This is a genomic window from Citrobacter sp. BDA59-3 (genome assembly GCF_015167655.1).
Lineage (GTDB): Bacteria > Pseudomonadota > Gammaproteobacteria > Enterobacterales > Enterobacteriaceae > Phytobacter > Phytobacter diazotrophicus.
The window spans coordinates 3,720,756-3,739,408 of the sequence record NZ_CP063427.1 but is presented as its reverse complement, the minus strand read 5'-3'; the positions used below and the strand labels follow the sequence as shown (position 1 = coordinate 3,739,408).

Here is an 18,653-nt window from a genome sequence, read left to right as displayed (position 1 = left end):
TCGGCGGTTTTTTTATGTCTGAAAAAACGTTGTGAATTTATTTTGCCAGCAACGGCCTGGACATGATTTTTTGTCCACTGACCAGCGGCCCGGTGATATGGCTGGCTGAACGTTCAAGCACTTCCTGAATGACCGACGACAGTTCGTTAATTTCAAATTTCGCCACATAACCATCGGCCTGCACTTTACGCACGTGGTCTTCGTTGGCGCTACCGGATAGCGAGGAGTGAATCACTACCGGAATATGCTTAAGACGTGGGTCGCTCTTGATAAGACGGGTCAGGGTGAAACCGTCCATTTCTGGCATTTCCAGGTCCGTCAGAACCATTGAAATCTTATCGCTGATAGGGACGCCTTCAGCATCGGCCTGCTGGCTGAGCACCTGAATACGCTCCCAGGCATCTTTACCTGTAATGTGCATCGTGTTGGGGATCTGCATTGCCTGCAGACCTTTATCCAGCATGGCACGCGCCACTTTCGAATCTTCTGCCACAATCGCGACGGCACCGGGTCTGATGTTGAATTTCTTATCCGGAAGATGGTTGCCGTGCAGGTCGTGATCCGCAGGCGAAATATCATAGAGAATCTGCTCAACATCCAGCACCATCGCCAGATTGTTGCTGTCTTTGTCTTCGTCCAGACAGGCAATACTGGTGATGTACTGACCGTTGATGGCCTTCTCTGCCGTATGAACCTGTTTCCAGTCCAGACGAATAATGTTCTCTACCGACTCCACCGCAAACGCCTGTACGCTGCGGGCATATTCAGTAATTAACAAAATATTGAGTCCAGTCTCAGGCTTACAGCCAGCAACGGCAGAGAGATCAATCACCGGGATCACCTGATCGCGAATGTTCACCATCCCCATTAACGGCGGTTTCATCCCGGCAGGACGGGTAAACGTTGGCATCGGAACGATTTCGCGCAATTTAAAAACGTTAATGCCGAAAAGTTCTGATTTCTCGTTTTTCATCGAGGCACCAAGACGAAACAGCAACAGCTCAAAACGGTTAGACAGAGTGAGATTCGCCCTGTCATCAATATCTTTCTGGAAATTATCCATGGTGCCCTCAATGTGAAATACCTGCGGTAAGACTGTTATCGGCACATTGCGGAAAAAGTAGAGTGCGCAATATCACATCACAGCGCAATGGTATAAAAATCTTTTGCGAGGGTGGTTTGTGCAAATATTGTCCGGCATTCGTGAAGTAATAGCTGGCTTCCTTCGGCGTCATAGCGGGAACTTAAGTGAGTAATAACGAGCCTGCCCACGCCTGCGTCCCGCGCCAGTTGCGCCGCCTGATGCGTTGAACTGTGTCCACGGCTGTTCGCTTTTTCCTCCATGGCATGCTCCAGCGTGGCCTCATGTACCATCATGTCGACACCCTGAGCCAATTGCAGCGCGGCAGGGCACGGGGCGGTATCACCGAAAATGGCCAGTTTTTTCCCCGGTGTTGCCGGGGCGAGGAAATCCTCACCGCGAATAATGCGGCCATCTGCCAGCGTCACCGTTTCGCCGTTTTTGAGACGCTGGAAAAGCGGGCCGGGCAGTACGCCCTGGGCTACCAATGCCCGGGCATCCAGGGCGCCGGGTTTCTCATGCTCTTCAATACGATAGCCATAACACTCTACCGGATGGTTCAGCGCGAAAGCAGTGACACGGCGTAAACCATCATCCACAACCAGACCCTCGCTAACCTCTTCAATCGTCAGAGGATAGTCGGTCCACGACCCGCTCAGACGCAGGCTGGTCTCCACGAATTCGCGAATCCCTTTTGGTCCATAAATCGTCAGCGGCTGCGCATTGCCCGCCATTGAACGGCTGCAGAGCAGCCCTGGCAGGCCAAAAAGGTGGTCACCATGCAGGTGAGTGATAAAAATACGATCCAGCTTGCCGGGATTAAAGGACGTGCGCAGCAGTTGATGCTGTGTCCCTTCGCCGCAGTCAAATAACCACAGGCCAGCCTGCGTTGGGTGCTGCAAATTGAGCAATATCGCGGTCACATTACGCGAGCGGGTTGGCACGCCCGCAGAGGTGCCAAGAAAAATCAGTTCCACAATGCATTACGCCCTTTGCGTTAATGGCAAAGCATTTAGTATAACGAGGTCACACCAAATAAGGAGCACATCATGATTCGCTGGCAGGACCTTCACCACTCTGAATTGACCGTCGCTGAACTTTACGCCCTGCTTAAGCTGCGCTGTGAAGTCTTTATTGTTGAACAAACCTGCCCGTACCTTGATGTCGATGGCGATGACCTGGTTGGTCAAAACCGCCATCTGCTCGGCTGGAAAGAAAATCAGCTGGTGGCGTATGCGAGGATTCTGAAAAGTGAAGACGATCTGGAGCCTGTAGTGATAGGTCGGGTGATCGTCAGTGAGCAGGTTCGCGGTGAAAAATTGGGTTACCAACTGATGGAACGTGCGGTAGCTTCCTGCCTGCAACACTGGCCGCAGCACGCGCTGTATCTGGGGGCGCAGGCCCATCTGCAGCATTTTTATGCCCGCTTTGGTTTTGTTCCGGTGACTGATGTTTATGACGAAGATGGCATTTTACACATCGGTATGGCGCGGGAAGTGCGCCAGGCGTAACCGTCAGTGATTGTCTATAGTTAGCGGACAGGTACATAACATGGAGAAAACCGATGTCTAATCAATTTTATGATTCACGTATCGATGATGACCTGGCCCTGCTGAGCGAGACGCTGGAAGAAGTGTTACGTTCCTCAGGCGACCCTGCTGACCAGAAGTATATTGAGCTTAAAGCACGCGCAGAACAGGCACTGCATGAAGTGAAAAACCGCGTCAGTAGCGCGTCTGATACCTATTACTATCGGGCGAAAAAAGCGGTTTACCGCGCGGATGATTATGTGCACGAAAACCCCTGGCACGGTATTGGCGTAGGCGCCTCTGTCGGTCTTGTCCTGGGCTTGCTGCTGGCCCGTCGTTAATAAAAATCCCCTCCCTCAACGGGGGTACTGCTAATTTTCGCAGTCACCCCGTATACTAAGCGTTTTTGAGCGGGAGGGGATTGCGTGCTTTCGATTTCAGTTGCGCTGGAGCAGTTACGCGAGAAGTTATCCGGCATTGATGCCAACTCACCTGGATTCTACGTTTTTGACGTTGCCTTTGCCCTCAATGACGCTTTTGACCCACTGACTTTTTTAGCCAGCCAGCCCTGTTTCCCCCAATTTTACTGGCAGCAACGTAGCGGTGAAGATGAAGCCGCAGCGCTGGGTCAGGTGCTGCGTTTTCCCTCACTGGCAGAAGCCCGGCATTTTCTTAACAATAATCCCGAACATGACCTGCGTATCTGGGGGCTGAATGCTTTTGACCCTCAACAAGGCGAGCTGTTCCTGCCGCGTCTCGAATGGCGTCGGGAAGGGGGGCGGGCATCCTTACGCCTTATTGTCTTAAATGGCAACGCGCAACAAAACGATGTCGCGCAGGCCCAGGTATTTATTGATGCCCTGGTACGGGCGAAATCGCTGCCAGATGTGCAAATGGAATTGGTCTCGCAGCATCACTTTCCGCAACAATCGGGCTGGGAAGCGCTGGTCACGCAGGCCACGCAGGCGATTACCCGCGGCGAGATGGATAAAGTCGTACTCGCGCGTGCCACGGATTACCATTTCTCCCAACCGGTTAATGCTGCTGCAGTTATGGCGGCGAGCCGTCGTCTTAACCACCATTGCTTTCATTTTTTTATCGCATTCGATCCCCACAATGCGTTTCTGGGGTCATCTCCCGAGCGCCTGTGGCGCAGAAGGGGAACCTCATTGCGTACCGAAGCGCTGGCCGGTACCGTCGCCAATGATACAGACGATACCCGGGCTACTGAGCTTGGCGACTGGTTAATGAATGACGATAAAAACCAGCGCGAGAATATGCTGGTCGTTGAAGATATTTGTCAGAGATTACAGCATGCAACCTCTACGCTGGATGTATTGCCACCGCAAATTGTTCGACTGCGTAAAGTGCAGCATTTGCGACGCTGTATCTGGACCGAGATGCATCATTACGATGATGCACAGTGCTTAACGCTGCTCCAGCCAACAGCGGCGGTGGCCGGGCTCCCCCGCCTGGCGGCGCGTGCGTTTATTACCCAGCATGAACCCTTTGAGCGTGAGTGGTATGCCGGTTCGGCAGGCTATTTGTCACTTAAACAAAGCGAGTTCTGCGTCGCATTACGCTGTGCAAAAATCAGTGGTACAACCGTACGTTTATACGCGGGAGCCGGGATCGTGGCGGGTTCCGACCCGACAATGGAATGGCAGGAAATCGAAAATAAAGCAGCGGGATTGCGTTCGCTCTTGATAATGAAACACGTATAACCGACCCATATCAAAAATCTATTTTTTTCGATTCCTTATACTAAGCCACAATATTGATACTGGACAAACTTATGTCAGTGAGTGCTTTTAACCGACGCTGGGCGGCGGTGATCCTTGAAGCTTTAACGCGCCACGGCGTGCGACATATTTGTATCGCACCGGGGTCCCGTTCCACGCCGCTGACGCTGGCGGCGGCAGAAAATTCGTCCTTTATCCATCACACGCACTTTGATGAACGCGGTTTGGGGCATCTTGCGCTCGGTCTGGCAAAAGCAAGCGGCACTCCGGTTGCGGTGATTGTCACCTCCGGTACCGCTGTGGCGAATTTATACCCGGCGCTGATCGAAGCCAGCCTCACCGGGGAAAAATTGATTTTTCTGACCGCTGACAGGCCGCCTGAACTTATTGATTGCGGGGCCAACCAGGCAATACGCCAGCCGGGGATCTTTGCATCGCACCCGGCGCAATCACTGGCGCTGCCGCGTCCATCACAAGACATCCCGGCCCGCTGGTTGCTCTCTGCTATCGATCATCTAATGGCGTCCGCGCAGACGGGGCCAGTGCACATCAACTGCCCGTTTGCCGAACCGCTATACGGTGAAATGGATGATACGGGGCTTGCCTGGCAGCAGGCGCCCGGCGATTGGTGGCAGGACGACAAACCCTGGCTGCGTGAAGATTTGCATAGCGGCAGCGCGAAACAACGCGACTGGTTTTTCTGGCGGCAGAAACGCGGCGTGGTTGTGGCGGGTCGAATGAGCGCGTCGGAAGGCAAGCTGGTGGCCGCATGGGCGAAAATGCTCGGTTGGCCGCTTATTGGCGATGTCCTTTCACAAACCGGGCAGCCGCTGCCGTGCGCCGACCTGTGGCTGGGCAATGCTCGCGCGGTGAGTGAACTGCAAACGGCACAAATTGTTGTTCAACTGGGTAGCAGCCTGACCGGTAAGCGGTTGCTTCAGTGGCAGGCGACCTGCGAGCCGCAGGAGTACTGGCTGGTAGATTCCGTTGCCGGGCGGCTTGATCCGTCTCATCACCGTGGTCGCCGTCTGGTTTCCGGTGTTGCCGAGTGGCTGGAACTGCACCCGGCGGAATCACGCGCGCCCTGGTGTACTGACATTCCACAATTATCCGCTCAGGCGTGGCAGGCGGTTGCCAGCCAACGCGAAACCTTTGGCGAAGCGCAACTGGCGCATCGACTGGCGAAGTATCTGCCGGATCAAGGGCAACTGTTCCTCGGCAATAGCCTGGTGGTCCGCCTGGTGGATGCGCTGGGGCAGTTACCTGTCGGTTACCCGGTTTACAGCAACCGTGGTGCGAGCGGTATCGATGGCCTGATTTCTACTGCCGCAGGTGTACAGCGCGGCACGGCGCGGCCTACGCTTGCAATCGTCGGTGACCTGTCTGCCTTGTACGATCTGAATGCACTGGCATTACTGCGCCAGGCTTCTGCGCCGCTGGTGCTGATTGTGGTCAATAACAACGGCGGGCAGATTTTCTCGCTGTTGCCGACGCCGCAAAGCGAGCGCGAACAGTTTTATTTAATGCCGCAGCATGTCCATTTTGAGCATGCGGCGGCGATGTTTGGTCTGAAATACCATCATCCCCAAAACTGGGATGAGCTTGAACAAGCGCTGGCGGGAGCATGGAGTAAAGCGGGGGCAACGCTGATTGAGCTGGTGGTGAAAGACACTGACGGCGCGCATACACTGCAACAGTTGCTCGCGCAGGTAAGTCAGTTGTGATCCTACATGCGCGGGCTATGCCGGGAGAGCCGCAAAAGCCGTGGCTAATTTTTCTGCACGGTTTTTCGGGTGACAGCCGCGAATGGTTGCCCGTCGGCGAACGCTTTACGGCCTGTTCACGCCTCTATATTGACCTGCCGGGCCACGGAGGTTCGGCGGATAGCATGGTTACATCCTTCGAACAACTTAACGATGCGCTGTGCGACACGCTTTGTAGTTACAACATACTAAGTTACTGGCTGATAGGGTACTCGCTGGGCGGACGGGTGGCGATGCACTTTGCCTGCTCTCAGCCGAAGGGGCTATTGGGTGTGATCGTTGAAGGAGGTCACCCTGGCCTGACGGATGCGACTGCACGGCAGGAGCGCCTGATATCAGATAGACAATGGGCGCAGCGATTTCGTGCGCAACCGCTTGTCGGCGTTTTTAACGACTGGTATCAACAGCAGGTATTTGCGTCATTGAGTGACGAGCAACGGCAACGTCTGGTGGCGTTACGCAGCCAGAACAACGGCCCGGCGCTTGCCGCTATGCTGGAGGCGACTTCGCTCGCTATACAACCGGATTTACGCGCTGCGCTGCGTAACGCGCCTTTTCCATTTCATTATTTATGTGGTGAGTTTGACAGTAAATTTCGCACGCTGGCGGCTGATGTCAGCGCGAACTGTCATGTCATTGTTGACGCCGGGCATAACGCGCATCGGGAACGCCCCGATAGTGTGGCTAACTGCCTGGCGCAAATTCTGCGTCTCGATATAAAGGGCATATTATGATCTATCCCGATGAAACCATGCTGTACGCACCGATTGAATGGCAAGACTGCTCTGAAGGCTATACCGATATTCGGTATCACAAATCGGTGGATGGTATTGCCAAAATTACCATCAACCGCCCTCAGGTGCGCAACGCATTTCGTCCTTTGACCGTCAAAGAGATGATTCAGGCGCTGGCTGATGCGCGCTATGACGATAACATCGGCGTGATCATTCTGACCGGTGAAGGCGAAAAGGCGTTCTGTTCGGGTGGCGATCAGAAAGTCCGTGGCGATTACGGTGGATACCAGGACGACTCCGGCGTGCACCATCTGAACGTACTGGACTTCCAGCGCCAGATCCGTACCTGCCCGAAACCGGTGGTTGCGGCCGTTGCGGGTTACTCCATTGGCGGCGGTCACGTGCTGCACATGATGTGCGATCTCACGATCGCGGCGGAAAACGCTATCTTTGGCCAGACCGGCCCGAAAGTGGGCTCCTTTGATGGCGGCTGGGGGGCATCCTATATGGCGCGTATTGTTGGTCAGAAAAAAGCGCGCGAAATCTGGTTCCTGTGCCGTCAGTACAATGCAAAAGAAGCGCTGGATATGGGGCTGGTAAACACGGTGGTGCCGGTTGCTGAGCTTGAGAGAGAGACCGTACGCTGGTGCCGTGAAATGTTGCAGAACAGCCCAATGGCGCTGCGTTGCCTGAAAGCGGCACTCAACGCCGACTGTGATGGTCAGGCAGGTCTGCAGGAGCTGGCGGGTAACGCCACCATGCTGTTCTACATGACCGAAGAAGGTCAGGAAGGCCGCAACGCGTTTAACGAAAAACGCCAGCCGGACTTCAGCAAATTTAAACGGAATCCGTAATGCGCAGCGCGCAGGTTTACCGCTGGCAGATACCGATGGATGCGGGCGTCGTGCTGCGTGATCGGCGGCTGAAAACCCGTGACGGGCTGTTTATTCATTTGCGGGATGACGCGCAGGAAGGCTGGGGCGAGATTTCGCCTTTGCCGGGATTTAGCGTGGAGTCTCTTGAGGAAGCGACAGCCGCCGTCTGTGCCTGGGCGCAAGGGTGGCGAGCGGGGGATTGCGGCGTGTTGCCGGGGTTGCCGTCGGTTGACTTTGGTATCAGTTGTGCGCTGGCGGAACTGCGCGGCACGTTGCCAACGGCGGCAGACTACCGTGCCGCGACGCTGTGCACGGGTGACCCGGATGCGCTTTTTGCCGCACTGGCTGCTATGCCGGGCGAAAAAGTGGCGAAAATGAAAGTGGGCCTGTATGAAGCGGTGCGTGATGGTATGGTGGCTAACTTGCTGCTGGAGGCGATGCCTGACTTGCGCCTGCGTCTGGACGCTAACCGCGCCTGGACGCCGCTCAAAGCGCAGCAATTCGCAAAATATGTGGATCCGCAATACCGCGATCGCATTGCTTTTCTGGAAGAGCCCTGTAAAACCCGTGATGATTCGCGTGCCTTTGCCCGTGAAACGGGCATAGCGATAGCCTGGGATGAAAGTTTGCGCGATGCCGATTTTACCTTTGAGCGTGAAGAGGGCGTACGTGCGGTGGTGATTAAGCCCACCTTAACCGGAAGCCTTGAGAAGGTTCAGGGGCAGGTGAAAGCAGCCACACAACTGGGTATGACAGCGGTTATCAGTTCGTCAATCGAATCCAGCCTTGGTCTGACTCAACTGGCGCGTATTGCCGCATGGCTCACCCCTGACACCATCCCGGGTCTCGATACGTTAAACCTGATGCAGGCTCAGCTTGTACGCCGCTGGCCGGATAGCCCATTACCCTGCCATAACGTTGAGATGCTGGAACCACTGCTATGACGTTCAATACCTGGCCCTGGCATGACTGGCGCGAAGTGCGTGGCGATAAGCCCGCTATTCGCTTGCAGGATGAGACTTTAAACTGGCGTGACCTGTGCGCGCGCGTTGATGCGCTGGCCGCCGGTTTTGCCCGCCAGGGGGTGAGTGAGGGTGATGGTGTGATGCTACGTGGGCGAAACCAGCCTCAGGTATTGTTAGCGTGGCTGGCGTTACTGCAATGTGGCGCGCGTGTATTGCCGGTTAACCCTCAATTACCCGCGCTGTTGCTGGAGGCATTGCTGCCAACCCTGACGCTGCGTTTTGCCGTTAATCTGGCTGATAGCAATACCTTTGTCGGTCTGACGCCTCTTGAACTGCGACCTGTTGCTCAATCTTATGCTATTGACTGGCAGCCACAACGGCTGGCGTCGATGACCCTGACTTCGGGTTCAACAGGTTTACCTAAGGCGGCGGTCCACACCTGCGCGGCACACCTCGCCAGCGCACAAGGGGTACTGGCGATGATTCCTTTCGCGCCAGAAGATGACTGGCTGTTGTCACTGCCGCTTTATCACGTCTCTGGGCAGGGAATTCTGTGGCGCTGGTTACTGGCGGGCGCGCGCTTAACCGTCTCTGAGAACGGTCTGGCAGAGGCTTTGCAGGGGTGTACTCATGCGTCGCTGGTGCCAACGCAACTGTGGCGCTTGCTGAATGATGCGGTGGAGGTCTCTCTTAAAGCCGTTTTGCTGGGCGGCGCGGCGATCCCTGTCGATCTGACCGAACATGCGCGCGAACGCGGGATCCGTACCTGGTGTGGCTATGGCCTGACGGAGTTCGCTTCAACGGTATGCGGGAAAGAGGCTGATGGGCAGTCTGATGTCGGTTGCCTACTGCCGGGAAGAGCGTTGCGTATCGTTGACGATGAAGTGTGGCTGCGGGCGGAAAGTATGGCCTCAGGTTACTGGCGCGACGGGGAATTATTGCCGTTGCTCAATGACGAGGGCTGGTTTCCCACCCGTGATAAAGGCGTTCTGCACGATGGCCGTCTGACGATTCTGGGACGACTGGATAATCTGTTTTTCAGCGGCGGCGAGGGTATCCAGCCGGAGGAGGTAGAGCGTGTTATCGTGGCACATCCTCAGGTTCAACAGGTTTTTATTGTTCCCCGCGAAGACCGCGAATTTGGTCACCGACCTGTAGCGGTGGTGGAGTGTGATGACGCCGTTGAGCTCTCGCAGCTCACCACCTGGGTACAGGACAAGCTTGCGCGCTTCCAGCAGCCCGTTGCGTGGTTGCGCTTGCCGGCGCATCTTTCGTCTGGCGGCATTAAAATATCACGACGTGCGCTACAGTCATGGGTCGCTGAACGGTAGATTTTTGCGTAGCGCAATATGCCAATGAACTGTACACAACCTCATTTCCATTGGTGGATATTACCGTTGTGCCTGATGAGCAGATCATGACGCACCGACGTGTTGCCTTACTCGAATTATTACAAAAGCACATTCGTCTGCGGGACATGACCCTCTTGCCGGACAAACTGGTCACGACTTTGTCGCTGGGATACGCTACCCGACAGCAGTTGCGTGCTGCAATGCACTATCTACTGAGCAGAGGCAACACGCCAGCGCCAGGCGCTTTTCTTCGCCGACTGGCGCACCGTTCGCCACAACATAAGGAGACGTTGATGACTATTGCTGAACAACTGGAAGAACTCGGCAGGCGTAAGGGTTTTCGTCAGGTGCGCCATGAAGGACGTCACGAAGGACAAAAAGCCGAGGCGCTTCGCATCGCCTGTGAAATGTACTCAGTGGGATGGACAAAGCTGTCGTACAGCGTTTCACTGGTCTGAGTGAAGCTGAACTGGCGCAGCTCAAACATTAAGACTGCGCCGCTCTTTTCTCAAAGTAGCCCTTTCAGGCTCAGCGTGCGGCGGGTGGCGACATTCAGATCGTATTTTGTCAGATCCGCCGGGCTAACCCAGGCGTAATCCTGAAATTCCTCATTGATCTCCACTTCACGGTTCGCGCTGATGCAGTCAAAAATCAGGTAGATCATATAGATCTCTTCTTTACTGCCATCGGCGTAGGTTTTTATGCGCACATCGTCGCTAAAAGTCCATGGCGTTACCTGCTGCAACACCAGTTTCTCACCAAGCTCTTCGCGAATTTCGCGGCGCAACGCGTCTTCAATACGCTCACCAGGTTCGACTCCCCCGCCACTGAGTGCCCATTGGCCGGGAAAAACACCGCGATCGTCCGCCATTTTGCATAGCAAATAATCACCTTCATTTTGAATCAGCGGGCATACAATTGTCCTTTGACGCATGATTTAGTCCTTATCCTTATGACGGGTATAGGGTTTATACCACCAACCTTGCGGGGATGCAGTAAGCTGCCAAAAAAGAGCAAATTGTTCTGTGCAAGCGCATTTAATGAAAACGGGCGCGTAAAAATCGTGGATTGATGTAAAAAATCATTTTTAGTTCAGTATTCTTAAAAAAAATGATCGTACAATCAGCCGCTTTGGAACATTGGACTATTGTTGCGCGGATAAGAGAAATGAAAAAGAGTATATATTTGGGTTTTGCCAGCCTTCTGCTGGCGTCTGCCGGGGCAAATGCTGTGAGCTTGAGCGGCCAGGTGGGTGAGCACTATACCAACCTCGGCGTGGGTATGGGAACGGAAACCAGTGGCCTGGCGTTGAGCGGCAACTGGGCGCATAACGATGATGATGGCGATATCGCTGGTCTGGGCCTGGGTTACAACATTCCGCTGGGGCCGTTTATGGGGACGGTTGGCGGTAAAGGCGTTTACCTTAACCCGAATGCCGGGAGCGAAGGGTATGCGCTGGCCGTTGGTGGTGGCCTGGCATGGCAGGTTAGCGATAGCTTCCGTCTCTTTGGCGAATATTATTACTCCCCGGACTCCCTCTCCAGCGGGGTTAACGACTACCGTGAAGCGAATGCCGGTGCGCGTCTGACCATTATTCGTCCGCTCAGTATCGAAGCCGGTTACCGTTATGTCGAGCTGACCGGTAAAGAAGGCAACCGCGATAATGCGGTGGCGGATGGCCCGTATGTCGGCGTCAACGCCAGCTTCTGATCCTTCGGCGCGGCGTCCGTCCGCGCCAGTTTCTTACCTCTTTTCTTCCCTTCATGCGGTATAGTGTTTCAACCTCTATTGCTGGAGAAAATAATGTTAAACGTAGAGATGCTGTCAACCGGCGATGAAGTCTTGCACGGGCAAATCGTGGACACCAATGCCGCCTGGCTGGCAGATTTTTTCTTTAATCAGGGGCTACCGCTTACCCGACGTAATACCGTGGGCGATAACCTCGACGACCTGGTGGCCATTCTGCGTGAGCGCAGCCAACAGGCGGATATTCTTATTGTTAATGGTGGCCTGGGCCCAACCAGCGATGACCTCAGTGCGCTGGCGGCGGCAACGGCGAAGGGCGAAGCGCTGGTATTACATGAAGAGTGGTTGACGCAGATGGAGCGCTTCTTTTCCGAGCGCGGACGCGTCATGGCGCCCAGCAACCGCAAGCAGGCGGAAATTCCTGCCAGTGCGGAGCTGGTCGACAACCCGGTCGGTACCGCCTGTGGTTTTGCCGTGCAGCTTAATCGCTGCCTGATGTTCTTTACGCCAGGAGTGCCTTCGGAGTTTAAAGTGATGGTGGAACGTGAAATTCTGCCGCGCATTCGCGCACGCTTTACGCTGCCTGAACCGCCTGTTTGCCTGCGCCTGACAACCTTTGGCCGTTCTGAAAGCGATCTGGCGCAAAACCTGTCGCATTTGACGTTACCTGAAGGTGTAGTGATGGGCTATCGCTCCTCAATGCCCATTATTGAACTGAAACTTACCGGTCCTGCTGAGCATCGCGAGGCGATGGAAGCGTTATGGCCGGAAGTGAAGCGGGTGGCCGGTGAGAGCCTCATTTTCGAAGGCACCGTCGGTTTGCCGGCGCTGCTTGCCGGGCGGTTGCGTGAACGTCAACTTAGCCTGACGCTGAGTGAACAGTTCACCGGCGGCCTGGTGGCGTTGCAACTTTCGCGTGCGGGTGCGCCGCTGCTGGTCAGCGAAGTTATCCCTTCGCAGGATGAAGCGTTAGTGCAGACTGCACGTTGGGCTGCGGGGCTGCGCGATCGCCATCTGGCCGGGCTGGCGCTGACCGTCACGGGACTCGAAGATGAGCATCTGAACTTCGCGCTGGCGACGCCGGAAGGTACGCATGCCTTACGCGTCAAGTTTAATACAAACCGACACAGCCTGACGGTACGTCAGGAAGTCTGTGCCATGATGGCGCTGAATATTCTGCGTCGTTGGCTCAATGGCCAGGACGTTGCCAGCGACCATGGCTGGATCAATGTCGTCGAATCCTTATTTGTTGAGTAATCCTTTTACGCCGGAAGAAATTATCCTTCCGGCGCTCTTTCAGTCCAGCCTGTTGTACTCCACCTGAAAAAATCTGCGTAATACTTCACATTTTCTATTCATGAAACGTCCAGCATGCTGGATCGCCATAGCTTTATGATCGCTCTCACAAAATCGGTTCCCCTAAGCCGTAACACTGATTCCAATATTCAGGACTGGAGTCCAATATGTTGGAATCAAGCAAAGTACCGGCACTCAGCCGGGCAATTGAAATCCTTAATCTCATCGCACGTATTGGGCCTTGCAGCGCTGCGGTAATCATCGAAGAGACAGGCATTCCCAAAAGCACCGCCTATTTAATTTTAGCGGAATTAAAGAAAGCGCGGTTATTGCGTATTGATAGCAATGACAACTACTGCTTATGGACAAAGCTCGTTGAACTTGCCGGGCATGCTTTGGGAAGAATGGATCTGCGCGAGATTGCCCGTCCCCGGCTGACTGAACTTATGGATGAGACCGGTCTGCTCTGCCATCTCGGCATTATTGATGACGCAAATGCCTATTACATTCTCAAAATAGAATCCTCCTCCACTATCAGCGTGCGCTCGCACGAGGGCAAAAGTCTTTCCCTTTATCGCTCCGGCATAGGGAAGTGTCTGCTTGCCTGGCAACCGCCCGCGACGCGCGATGAAATCATCCGTCATTTGCACTGGGAAAAAGCGACGTCGTCGACTATCGCCAATGCCCAACAATTACACGATGAGCTGGTGCTGATTCGTTCCAGGGGGTGGAGCTATGACAATGGCGAAGATTACCCCGATGTCCGATGTGTCGCTGCCCCCGTCTTTGATGCCCGCAATGCGCTAACGGCAGCCATTTCGGTCGTGGGAACCCGACTGCAAATTAATGAGGAAAACCGGGATTACCTCGCAGGTAAGGCGATTACTTGCGCAAAAGATATTTCCCGGCTTTTAGGGTGGAAAAGCCCTTTCGACAAGCAAGCATCATAAAAAGGAGAACATCATGACCTTACCGAAAATTAAACATGTCCGAGCCTGGTTCATTGGCGGCGCTACCGCAGAGAAAGGGGCAGGCGGCGGTGATTATCACGATCAGGGCGCTCATCACTGGATAGATGACCATATCGCCACCCCCATGAGCAAATACAAGGCCTATGAACAATCCCGGCAGTCTTTCGGTATTAACGTGCTGGGAACCTTAATTGTTGAAGTGGAAGCCGAAAATGGCCAGACGGGCTTTGCTGTTTCCACGGCAGGCGAGATGGGCTGCTTTATCGTTGAAAAGCATTTAAACCGCTTTATCGAGGGTAAATGCGTCAGCGATATCAAGCTTATTCATGATCAAATGCTTAACTCAACCTTGTATTACGCAGGGTCTGGCGGGCTGGTTATGAATACGATTTCCTGTGTCGATCTGGCCTTGTGGGATCTGTTTGGCAAGGTTGTCGGGTTACCCGTTTATAAATTGCTCGGTGGGGCAGTGCGTGACGAAATCCAGTTTTATGCGACCGGCGCGCGCCCAGACCTGGCTAAAGAGATGGGGTTTATTGGCGGCAAAATGCCGACACACTGGGGCCCGCATGATGGTGATGCGGGTATTCGCAAAGATGCGGCAATGGTTGCTGAGTATCGCGAGAAATGCGGTGAAGATTTCTGGCTGATGCTGGATTGCTGGATGAGCCAGGATGTTAATTATGCAACCAAATTGGCCCATGCCTGTGCCCCGTATAATCTGAAATGGATCGAGGAGTGTCTGCCACCGCAGCAATATGAGGGCTATCTCGAACTTAAACGTAATGCTCCTGCCGGCATGATGGTCACCAGCGGTGAGCATCACGGTACGCTGCAATCATTTCGTACGTTATCGGAAACCGGGATTGATATCATGCAGCCCGATGTCGGCTGGTGCGGCGGCTTAACGACGCTGGTGGAAATCGCCGCGATCGCAAAAGCACGCGGGCAGCTTGTCGTGCCACATGGTTCTTCGGTTTATTCCCATCACGCGGTTATTACCTTCACTAATACGCCGTTTAGCGAGTTTTTAATGACCAGCCCCGACTGCTCTACGCTGCGTCCGCAATTTGATCCCATCCTGGTGGATGAACCGGTGCCAGTAAATGGTCGCATTCATAAGCGTGTGCTGGATAAACCGGGCTTCGGTGTTGAGCTTAATCGCAACTGTAATTTAAAGCGCCCGTATAACCATTAATTCCTCCGCGTCGCGCCGCCATGACGCGGCGCAGCCCTACATGAGGTCATTTCGATGAATACCAGCTTATTGGATAGCGTGGTAAAGAAAAACCGCGCTCGTTTAATCCCCTTTATGTTGATGTTATACGTCCTGGCATTTCTTGATCGTTCTAATATTGGCTTTGCAAAAGAGACGTATCAGATAGACACCGGCCTTAGCAACGAAGCCTATGCGTTGGGAGCGGGGATCTTTTTTGTGGTGTACGCCTTCCTCGGCGTGCCGGCTAATCTGTTGATGCGTAAGTTTGGCGCACGCTACTGGATTGGAGGGACGACCCTGTTATGGGGGTTTCTCTCCGCGGCAATGGCCTGGGCTGATACCGAAGCCAAATTTCTGCTTGTCCGCACGCTTCTTGGGGCGGCGGAAGCCGGCTTCTTCCCTGGCATGATTTACCTGACCTCTCAATGGTTCCCTCAGCGCAATCGCGCCAGCATTATGGGGCTTTTTTACATGGGGGCGCCATTAGCTTTGACTCTGGGTTCACCGCTGTCCGGCGCTTTACTTGAGATGCATGGTTTTATGGGGCATCCGGGGTGGTTCTGGATGTTCTTGATTGAAGGCCTGCTGGCTGTTTCCGCGGGTATCTTTACCTTCTTCTGGCTGGACGATACGCCATCGCAGGCACGGTTTCTCACGCCGCAAGAGAAGGGCGTTCTTGAGGCCCAGCTTGCCAGCGAAGAGGAGAGTAAAGTGACGTCACGTCTGACCGATGCGCTGCGTAATGGACGGGTATGGCAACTGGCTATCATTTATCTGACTATCCAGGTCGCGGTATATGGATTGATTTTTTTTCTGCCGACACAAGTGGCCGCATTGCTGGGGACAAAAGTGGGGTTCACCGCCTCTGTCGTCACCGCTATCCCCTGGATTGCCGCCCTGTTTGGTACCTGGCTTATTCCTCGTTATTCCGATAAGACTGGTGAAAGACGCAACATTGCTGCGCTGACGCTGTTAGCGGCGGGCATTGGTATTGGCGTATCGGGCCTGGTCTCTCCCGTGCTGGCCATTGTCGCTTTATGCGTCGCGGCGGTGGGATTTATTGCTGTACAACCTGTTTTCTGGACCATGCCAACGCAGCTTCTGTCCGGAACAGCGCTGGCGGCAGGTATTGGCTTTGTGAATTTGTTTGGCGCGGTCGGCGGATTTCTGGCCCCGATCATTCGTGTCAAAGCCGAAACCCTGTTTGCCAGCGGCGCTGCCGGGCTTCTCACCCTTGCTGGCGTGGCGATTGCCGGTGCGCTGATCATTTTAACACTGAATGTAAGACAGGCTGTCTCTCACTCGAACAGCGTTCATTCATAACAAAAAGGAAGTGAAATGACAATGGATCCGATTTTATCCAACCCGTTTAAAGCGGGTCTGCTAAAAGGCGAAACGCAGATTGGCCTGTGGTTAAGTTCCACGACATCGTATATGGCTGAGATTGCAGCGACCTCCGGGTATGACTGGTTATTGATTGATGGCGAACATGCGCCAAATACTATTCAGGATCTCTACCACCAGTTGCAGGCCATTGCGCCTTACACCAGCCAGGCCGTCATTCGGCCCGTTGAGGGGAGCCGTGTTCTTATCAAACAGGTGCTCGATATTGGTGCCCGTACATTGTTAATTCCCATGGTGGAGAGCGCAGAGCAGGCGCAGGATGTGGTGGCGGCCACGCGTTACCCGCCACAGGGTGTTCGCGGCGTGGGGGCGAGTGTCGCGCGCGCCGCCCGCTGGGGCCGGGTCGAAAATTATATGGCCCGCGCGAATGAAGAGTTGTGCTTGTTGATTCAGGTTGAAAGCAAAGCGGCGCTGGATAACCTTGATGCCATTTTGCATGTTGATGGTATTGATGGGGTCTTTATCGGTCCTGCCGACCTCTCCGCATCGTTGGGCTATCCTGACAACAGTGGTCATCCGGACGTGCAACGCGCCATTGAGCAGGCCATTAAGCAGATACGTGATGCCGGGAAAGCGGCGGGTTTTCTGGCAGTCGATCCGCTCATGGCAAAAAAAGTGCTGGAGTGGGGGGCTAACTTCGTGGCGGTCGGTGTGGACACCATGTTGTATACGAATGCGTTAGATGAACGGCTGGCGATATTTAAAGGGGCCAGACCTTCGGCATCGGCAACGAAGGGCAGTTATTAATTATTCGCCCGCCGGGAGGGTTACGGCGGGCGAACCTTTTAGCGCAACGCCTGCGCCAGTAGTGTAATAGGATGTTCGCAGCGAAGGCTTGTGGACATCTCCACCTGCCACTTACAGGTTTCACAATCTGTGATCACCAAATCCGCACCGCTCTCCTCAATCTGGCGGAACAGCGGTTCGCCAATCGCCTGCGCTGTGGCGTAATTTTCACGCTTAAAGCCGTAGGTTCCCGCTATCCCGCAACAACGTGAATCCAGTACGGTAAGTTCCAGTCCGGGAATACGTCGCAGCAGATCCAGGGTGTAGTGCGTCCAGCCCATTTTCTCCATATGGCACGGTGTGTGATAAACCACTTTCAACGGTAACTCTTTGAGCTTGAGCGTATTGCCTTCTTCCAGCTTGCGCCAGATCCAACGCGTAGCCAGGTCGATGTGCGGACGTAAATGGTGGTTATCGACGTCCAGCAGATGCGGATATTCATCTCGCAAAGTGAAGGTACAGGTTGATGAGGTGGCAATCACCGGAATACCGTCTCCTGTGATGCTCTGCTGCAACGCCCGAATATTAAATTCCGCCTGCTTTTTCGCTTTCGCAAAATAGCCATTGGCAATCAGCGGCACCCCGCAACATTTTTCCTGACGCAGGATCTGCACACCGATTCCCATCGCGTTCAGCACTTGCAAGAGATCTTTGCCCAGTTGCGGATGGTTGTAATTCACATAGCAGCCATGGAAAAACGCCACCTGCTGATCAAATGCCTTTTGCTTGTCAGCCACGGAGCGGTACCAGCGGCGGAAAGTGCCATGGGAATATTTTGGCAGCGTCCGGTGATGATCGATTTTCAGCGCCTTATCGAGCAACTGGCGAACGGGTTTGAGCGACGTGGCGGTATTGACCAGCGGCGCGAATGGGGTGGATAACGACCCCATCAAATCCGTATGGCTCAGAATGGCATTACGCAGTGAAGGTGGATTGACGGCATATTGCGAACGCGCACGCTGAATAATATCGCCAATCTTTACGCCAGACGGACAGGCGGTTTCACAGCGTTTACAGTTGGTGCAGTATTTCAGCGCCTCGTCAAACAACGCCGGGTCTTTTAGACGTAAGCGCTCCCCATCCGGCCCCGCCTGTTTCGGGCCAGGGTAAGCAGGATTCACCGCACTGACCGGGCAAACCGTGGTGCACACGGTGCATTTGATACAGCTTTCAAACTGAGTTGTGGTCAT

19 protein-coding genes are annotated in these 18,653 nt (G+C 54.3%); 15 read left to right on the top strand and 4 right to left on the bottom strand.

Annotated elements, in window-relative coordinates:
- Window positions 1-37 precede the first annotated feature (37 nt).
- Together IP582_RS17665 and rbn are read right to left on the bottom strand one after the other, a co-directional pair.
- Window positions 38-1,063: a chemotaxis protein gene (locus IP582_RS17665; protein ID WP_193793972.1), complete on the bottom strand. Its 1,026-nt coding sequence runs from the start codon at window positions 1,061-1,063 to the stop codon at window positions 38-40.
- A gap of 77 nt (window positions 1,064-1,140) precedes the next feature.
- Window positions 1,141-2,058 carry a ribonuclease BN gene (rbn, locus tag IP582_RS17660; RefSeq protein WP_193793971.1) on the bottom strand — a complete coding sequence of 306 codons (918 nt, stop codon included), beginning with the start codon at window positions 2,056-2,058 and terminating at the stop codon, window positions 1,141-1,143.
- Window positions 2,059-2,130: 72 nt separating this feature from the next.
- On the opposite strand from rbn, the gene IP582_RS17655 reads away from it, so the two are divergent.
- The 9 genes from IP582_RS17655 to IP582_RS17615 all read left to right on the top strand — a co-directional run bounded on the left by IP582_RS17655 (window position 2,131) and on the right by IP582_RS17615 (window position 10,499).
- Window positions 2,131-2,592 carry a GNAT family N-acetyltransferase gene (locus IP582_RS17655; protein ID WP_193793970.1) on the top strand — a complete coding sequence of 154 codons (462 nt, stop codon included), beginning with the start codon at window positions 2,131-2,133 and terminating at the stop codon, window positions 2,590-2,592.
- A 53-nt stretch (window positions 2,593-2,645) separates the two neighbouring features.
- Entirely contained in the window at window positions 2,646-2,951 is a 306-nt protein-coding gene (gene elaB / locus IP582_RS17650) for a stress response protein ElaB (protein WP_039079901.1), read from the top strand.
- 84 nt (window positions 2,952-3,035) lie between these two features.
- Window positions 3,036-4,334: an isochorismate synthase MenF gene (gene menF, locus IP582_RS17645; RefSeq protein WP_193793969.1), complete on the top strand. Its 1,299-nt coding sequence runs from the start codon at window positions 3,036-3,038 to the stop codon at window positions 4,332-4,334.
- A gap of 71 nt (window positions 4,335-4,405) precedes the next feature.
- Window positions 4,406-6,076 (top strand): 2-succinyl-5-enolpyruvyl-6-hydroxy-3-cyclohexene-1-carboxylic-acid synthase, encoded by a 1,671-nt coding sequence (menD, locus tag IP582_RS17640; RefSeq protein ID WP_108700924.1) that lies wholly within the window; start codon window positions 4,406-4,408, stop codon window positions 6,074-6,076.
- Complete coding sequence (gene menH, locus IP582_RS17635; protein WP_193793968.1) at window positions 6,073-6,849, top strand: 2-succinyl-6-hydroxy-2,4-cyclohexadiene-1-carboxylate synthase; 777 nt, start codon at window positions 6,073-6,075, stop codon at window positions 6,847-6,849. Before menD ends, menH begins: the two co-directional genes overlap by 4 nt.
- Window positions 6,846-7,703, top strand: coding sequence for a 1,4-dihydroxy-2-naphthoyl-CoA synthase (menB, locus tag IP582_RS17630; RefSeq protein WP_039079905.1), 858 nt, complete (start codon window positions 6,846-6,848; stop codon window positions 7,701-7,703). Before menH ends, menB begins: the two co-directional genes overlap by 4 nt.
- A complete protein-coding gene (gene menC / locus IP582_RS17625; protein WP_193793967.1) occupies window positions 7,703-8,668 on the top strand; it encodes an o-succinylbenzoate synthase in 966 nt (321 codons plus the stop codon). The genes menB and menC overlap by 1 nt, the downstream gene beginning before the upstream one ends.
- The gene (gene menE, locus IP582_RS17620) at window positions 8,665-10,020 is read left to right on the top strand and encodes an o-succinylbenzoate--CoA ligase (protein ID WP_193793966.1); all 1,356 of its coding nucleotides are present in this window, start codon (window positions 8,665-8,667) and stop codon (window positions 10,018-10,020) included. Before menC ends, menE begins: the two co-directional genes overlap by 4 nt.
- Before the next feature lie 53 nt (window positions 10,021-10,073).
- On the top strand, window positions 10,074-10,499 hold the full coding sequence (locus IP582_RS17615) for an Rpn family recombination-promoting nuclease/putative transposase (protein ID WP_370551774.1): 426 nt from the start codon (window positions 10,074-10,076) through the stop codon (window positions 10,497-10,499).
- 50 nt (window positions 10,500-10,549) lie between these two features.
- Here IP582_RS17615 and nudI read toward each other — a convergent pair whose 3' ends face one another.
- Complete coding sequence (gene nudI / locus IP582_RS17610; protein ID WP_193793964.1) at window positions 10,550-10,975, bottom strand: nucleoside triphosphatase NudI; 426 nt, start codon at window positions 10,973-10,975, stop codon at window positions 10,550-10,552.
- Between the two features lie 233 nt (window positions 10,976-11,208).
- Between nudI and IP582_RS17605 the strand changes: the two genes are divergently transcribed.
- The 6 genes from IP582_RS17605 to yfaU all read left to right on the top strand — a co-directional run bounded on the left by IP582_RS17605 (window position 11,209) and on the right by yfaU (window position 17,424).
- Window positions 11,209-11,751 carry a YfaZ family outer membrane protein gene (locus IP582_RS17605; RefSeq protein ID WP_039079910.1) on the top strand — a complete coding sequence of 181 codons (543 nt, stop codon included), beginning with the start codon at window positions 11,209-11,211 and terminating at the stop codon, window positions 11,749-11,751.
- A gap of 93 nt (window positions 11,752-11,844) precedes the next feature.
- Complete coding sequence (locus IP582_RS17600) at window positions 11,845-13,044, top strand: nicotinamide mononucleotide deamidase-related protein YfaY (RefSeq protein WP_193793963.1); 1,200 nt, start codon at window positions 11,845-11,847, stop codon at window positions 13,042-13,044.
- Between the two features lie 206 nt (window positions 13,045-13,250).
- Window positions 13,251-14,033 carry an IclR family transcriptional regulator gene (locus IP582_RS17595; RefSeq protein ID WP_039079912.1) on the top strand — a complete coding sequence of 261 codons (783 nt, stop codon included), beginning with the start codon at window positions 13,251-13,253 and terminating at the stop codon, window positions 14,031-14,033.
- Window positions 14,034-14,046: 13 nt separating this feature from the next.
- Window positions 14,047-15,252: an L-rhamnonate dehydratase gene (rhmD, locus tag IP582_RS17590; RefSeq protein ID WP_193793962.1), complete on the top strand. Its 1,206-nt coding sequence runs from the start codon at window positions 14,047-14,049 to the stop codon at window positions 15,250-15,252.
- A gap of 54 nt (window positions 15,253-15,306) precedes the next feature.
- Window positions 15,307-16,596 carry an MFS transporter gene (locus IP582_RS17585; protein WP_193793961.1) on the top strand — a complete coding sequence of 430 codons (1,290 nt, stop codon included), beginning with the start codon at window positions 15,307-15,309 and terminating at the stop codon, window positions 16,594-16,596.
- Between the two features lie 21 nt (window positions 16,597-16,617).
- Window positions 16,618-17,424 carry a 2-keto-3-deoxy-L-rhamnonate aldolase gene (gene yfaU, locus IP582_RS17580; RefSeq protein ID WP_039079978.1) on the top strand — a complete coding sequence of 269 codons (807 nt, stop codon included), beginning with the start codon at window positions 16,618-16,620 and terminating at the stop codon, window positions 17,422-17,424.
- Window positions 17,425-17,462: 38 nt separating this feature from the next.
- Here the strand turns inward: yfaU and glpC are convergent, their stop codons facing one another.
- The gene (gene glpC / locus IP582_RS17575; protein WP_193793960.1) at window positions 17,463-18,653 is read right to left on the bottom strand and encodes an anaerobic glycerol-3-phosphate dehydrogenase subunit GlpC; all 1,191 of its coding nucleotides are present in this window, start codon (window positions 18,651-18,653) and stop codon (window positions 17,463-17,465) included.

What these genes read in the sequence shown, in the direction of transcription:
- IP582_RS17665 (WP_193793972.1), bottom strand. Translation starts at nt 1,063, where the DNA reads ATGGATAATTTCCAGAAAGATATTGATGACAGGGCGAATCTCACTCTG.
- IP582_RS17655 (WP_193793970.1), top strand. Translation starts at nt 2,131, where the DNA reads ATGATTCGCTGGCAGGACCTTCACCACTCTGAATTGACCGTCGCTGAA.
- elaB (WP_039079901.1), top strand. Translation starts at nt 2,646, where the DNA reads ATGTCTAATCAATTTTATGATTCACGTATCGATGATGACCTGGCCCTG.
- menD (WP_108700924.1), top strand. Translation starts at nt 4,406, where the DNA reads ATGTCAGTGAGTGCTTTTAACCGACGCTGGGCGGCGGTGATCCTTGAA.
- menB (WP_039079905.1), top strand. Translation starts at nt 6,846, where the DNA reads ATGATCTATCCCGATGAAACCATGCTGTACGCACCGATTGAATGGCAA.
- menC (WP_193793967.1), top strand. Translation starts at nt 7,703, where the DNA reads ATGCGCAGCGCGCAGGTTTACCGCTGGCAGATACCGATGGATGCGGGC.
- menE (WP_193793966.1), top strand. Translation starts at nt 8,665, where the DNA reads ATGACGTTCAATACCTGGCCCTGGCATGACTGGCGCGAAGTGCGTGGC.
- nudI (WP_193793964.1), bottom strand. Translation starts at nt 10,975, where the DNA reads ATGCGTCAAAGGACAATTGTATGCCCGCTGATTCAAAATGAAGGTGAT.
- IP582_RS17605 (WP_039079910.1), top strand. Translation starts at nt 11,209, where the DNA reads ATGAAAAAGAGTATATATTTGGGTTTTGCCAGCCTTCTGCTGGCGTCT.
- IP582_RS17600 (WP_193793963.1), top strand. Translation starts at nt 11,845, where the DNA reads ATGTTAAACGTAGAGATGCTGTCAACCGGCGATGAAGTCTTGCACGGG.
- IP582_RS17595 (WP_039079912.1), top strand. Translation starts at nt 13,251, where the DNA reads ATGTTGGAATCAAGCAAAGTACCGGCACTCAGCCGGGCAATTGAAATC.
- rhmD (WP_193793962.1), top strand. Translation starts at nt 14,047, where the DNA reads ATGACCTTACCGAAAATTAAACATGTCCGAGCCTGGTTCATTGGCGGC.
- IP582_RS17585 (WP_193793961.1), top strand. Translation starts at nt 15,307, where the DNA reads ATGAATACCAGCTTATTGGATAGCGTGGTAAAGAAAAACCGCGCTCGT.
- yfaU (WP_039079978.1), top strand. Translation starts at nt 16,618, where the DNA reads ATGGATCCGATTTTATCCAACCCGTTTAAAGCGGGTCTGCTAAAAGGC.
- glpC (WP_193793960.1), bottom strand. Translation starts at nt 18,653, where the DNA reads ATGACCACAACTCAGTTTGAAAGCTGTATCAAATGCACCGTGTGCACC.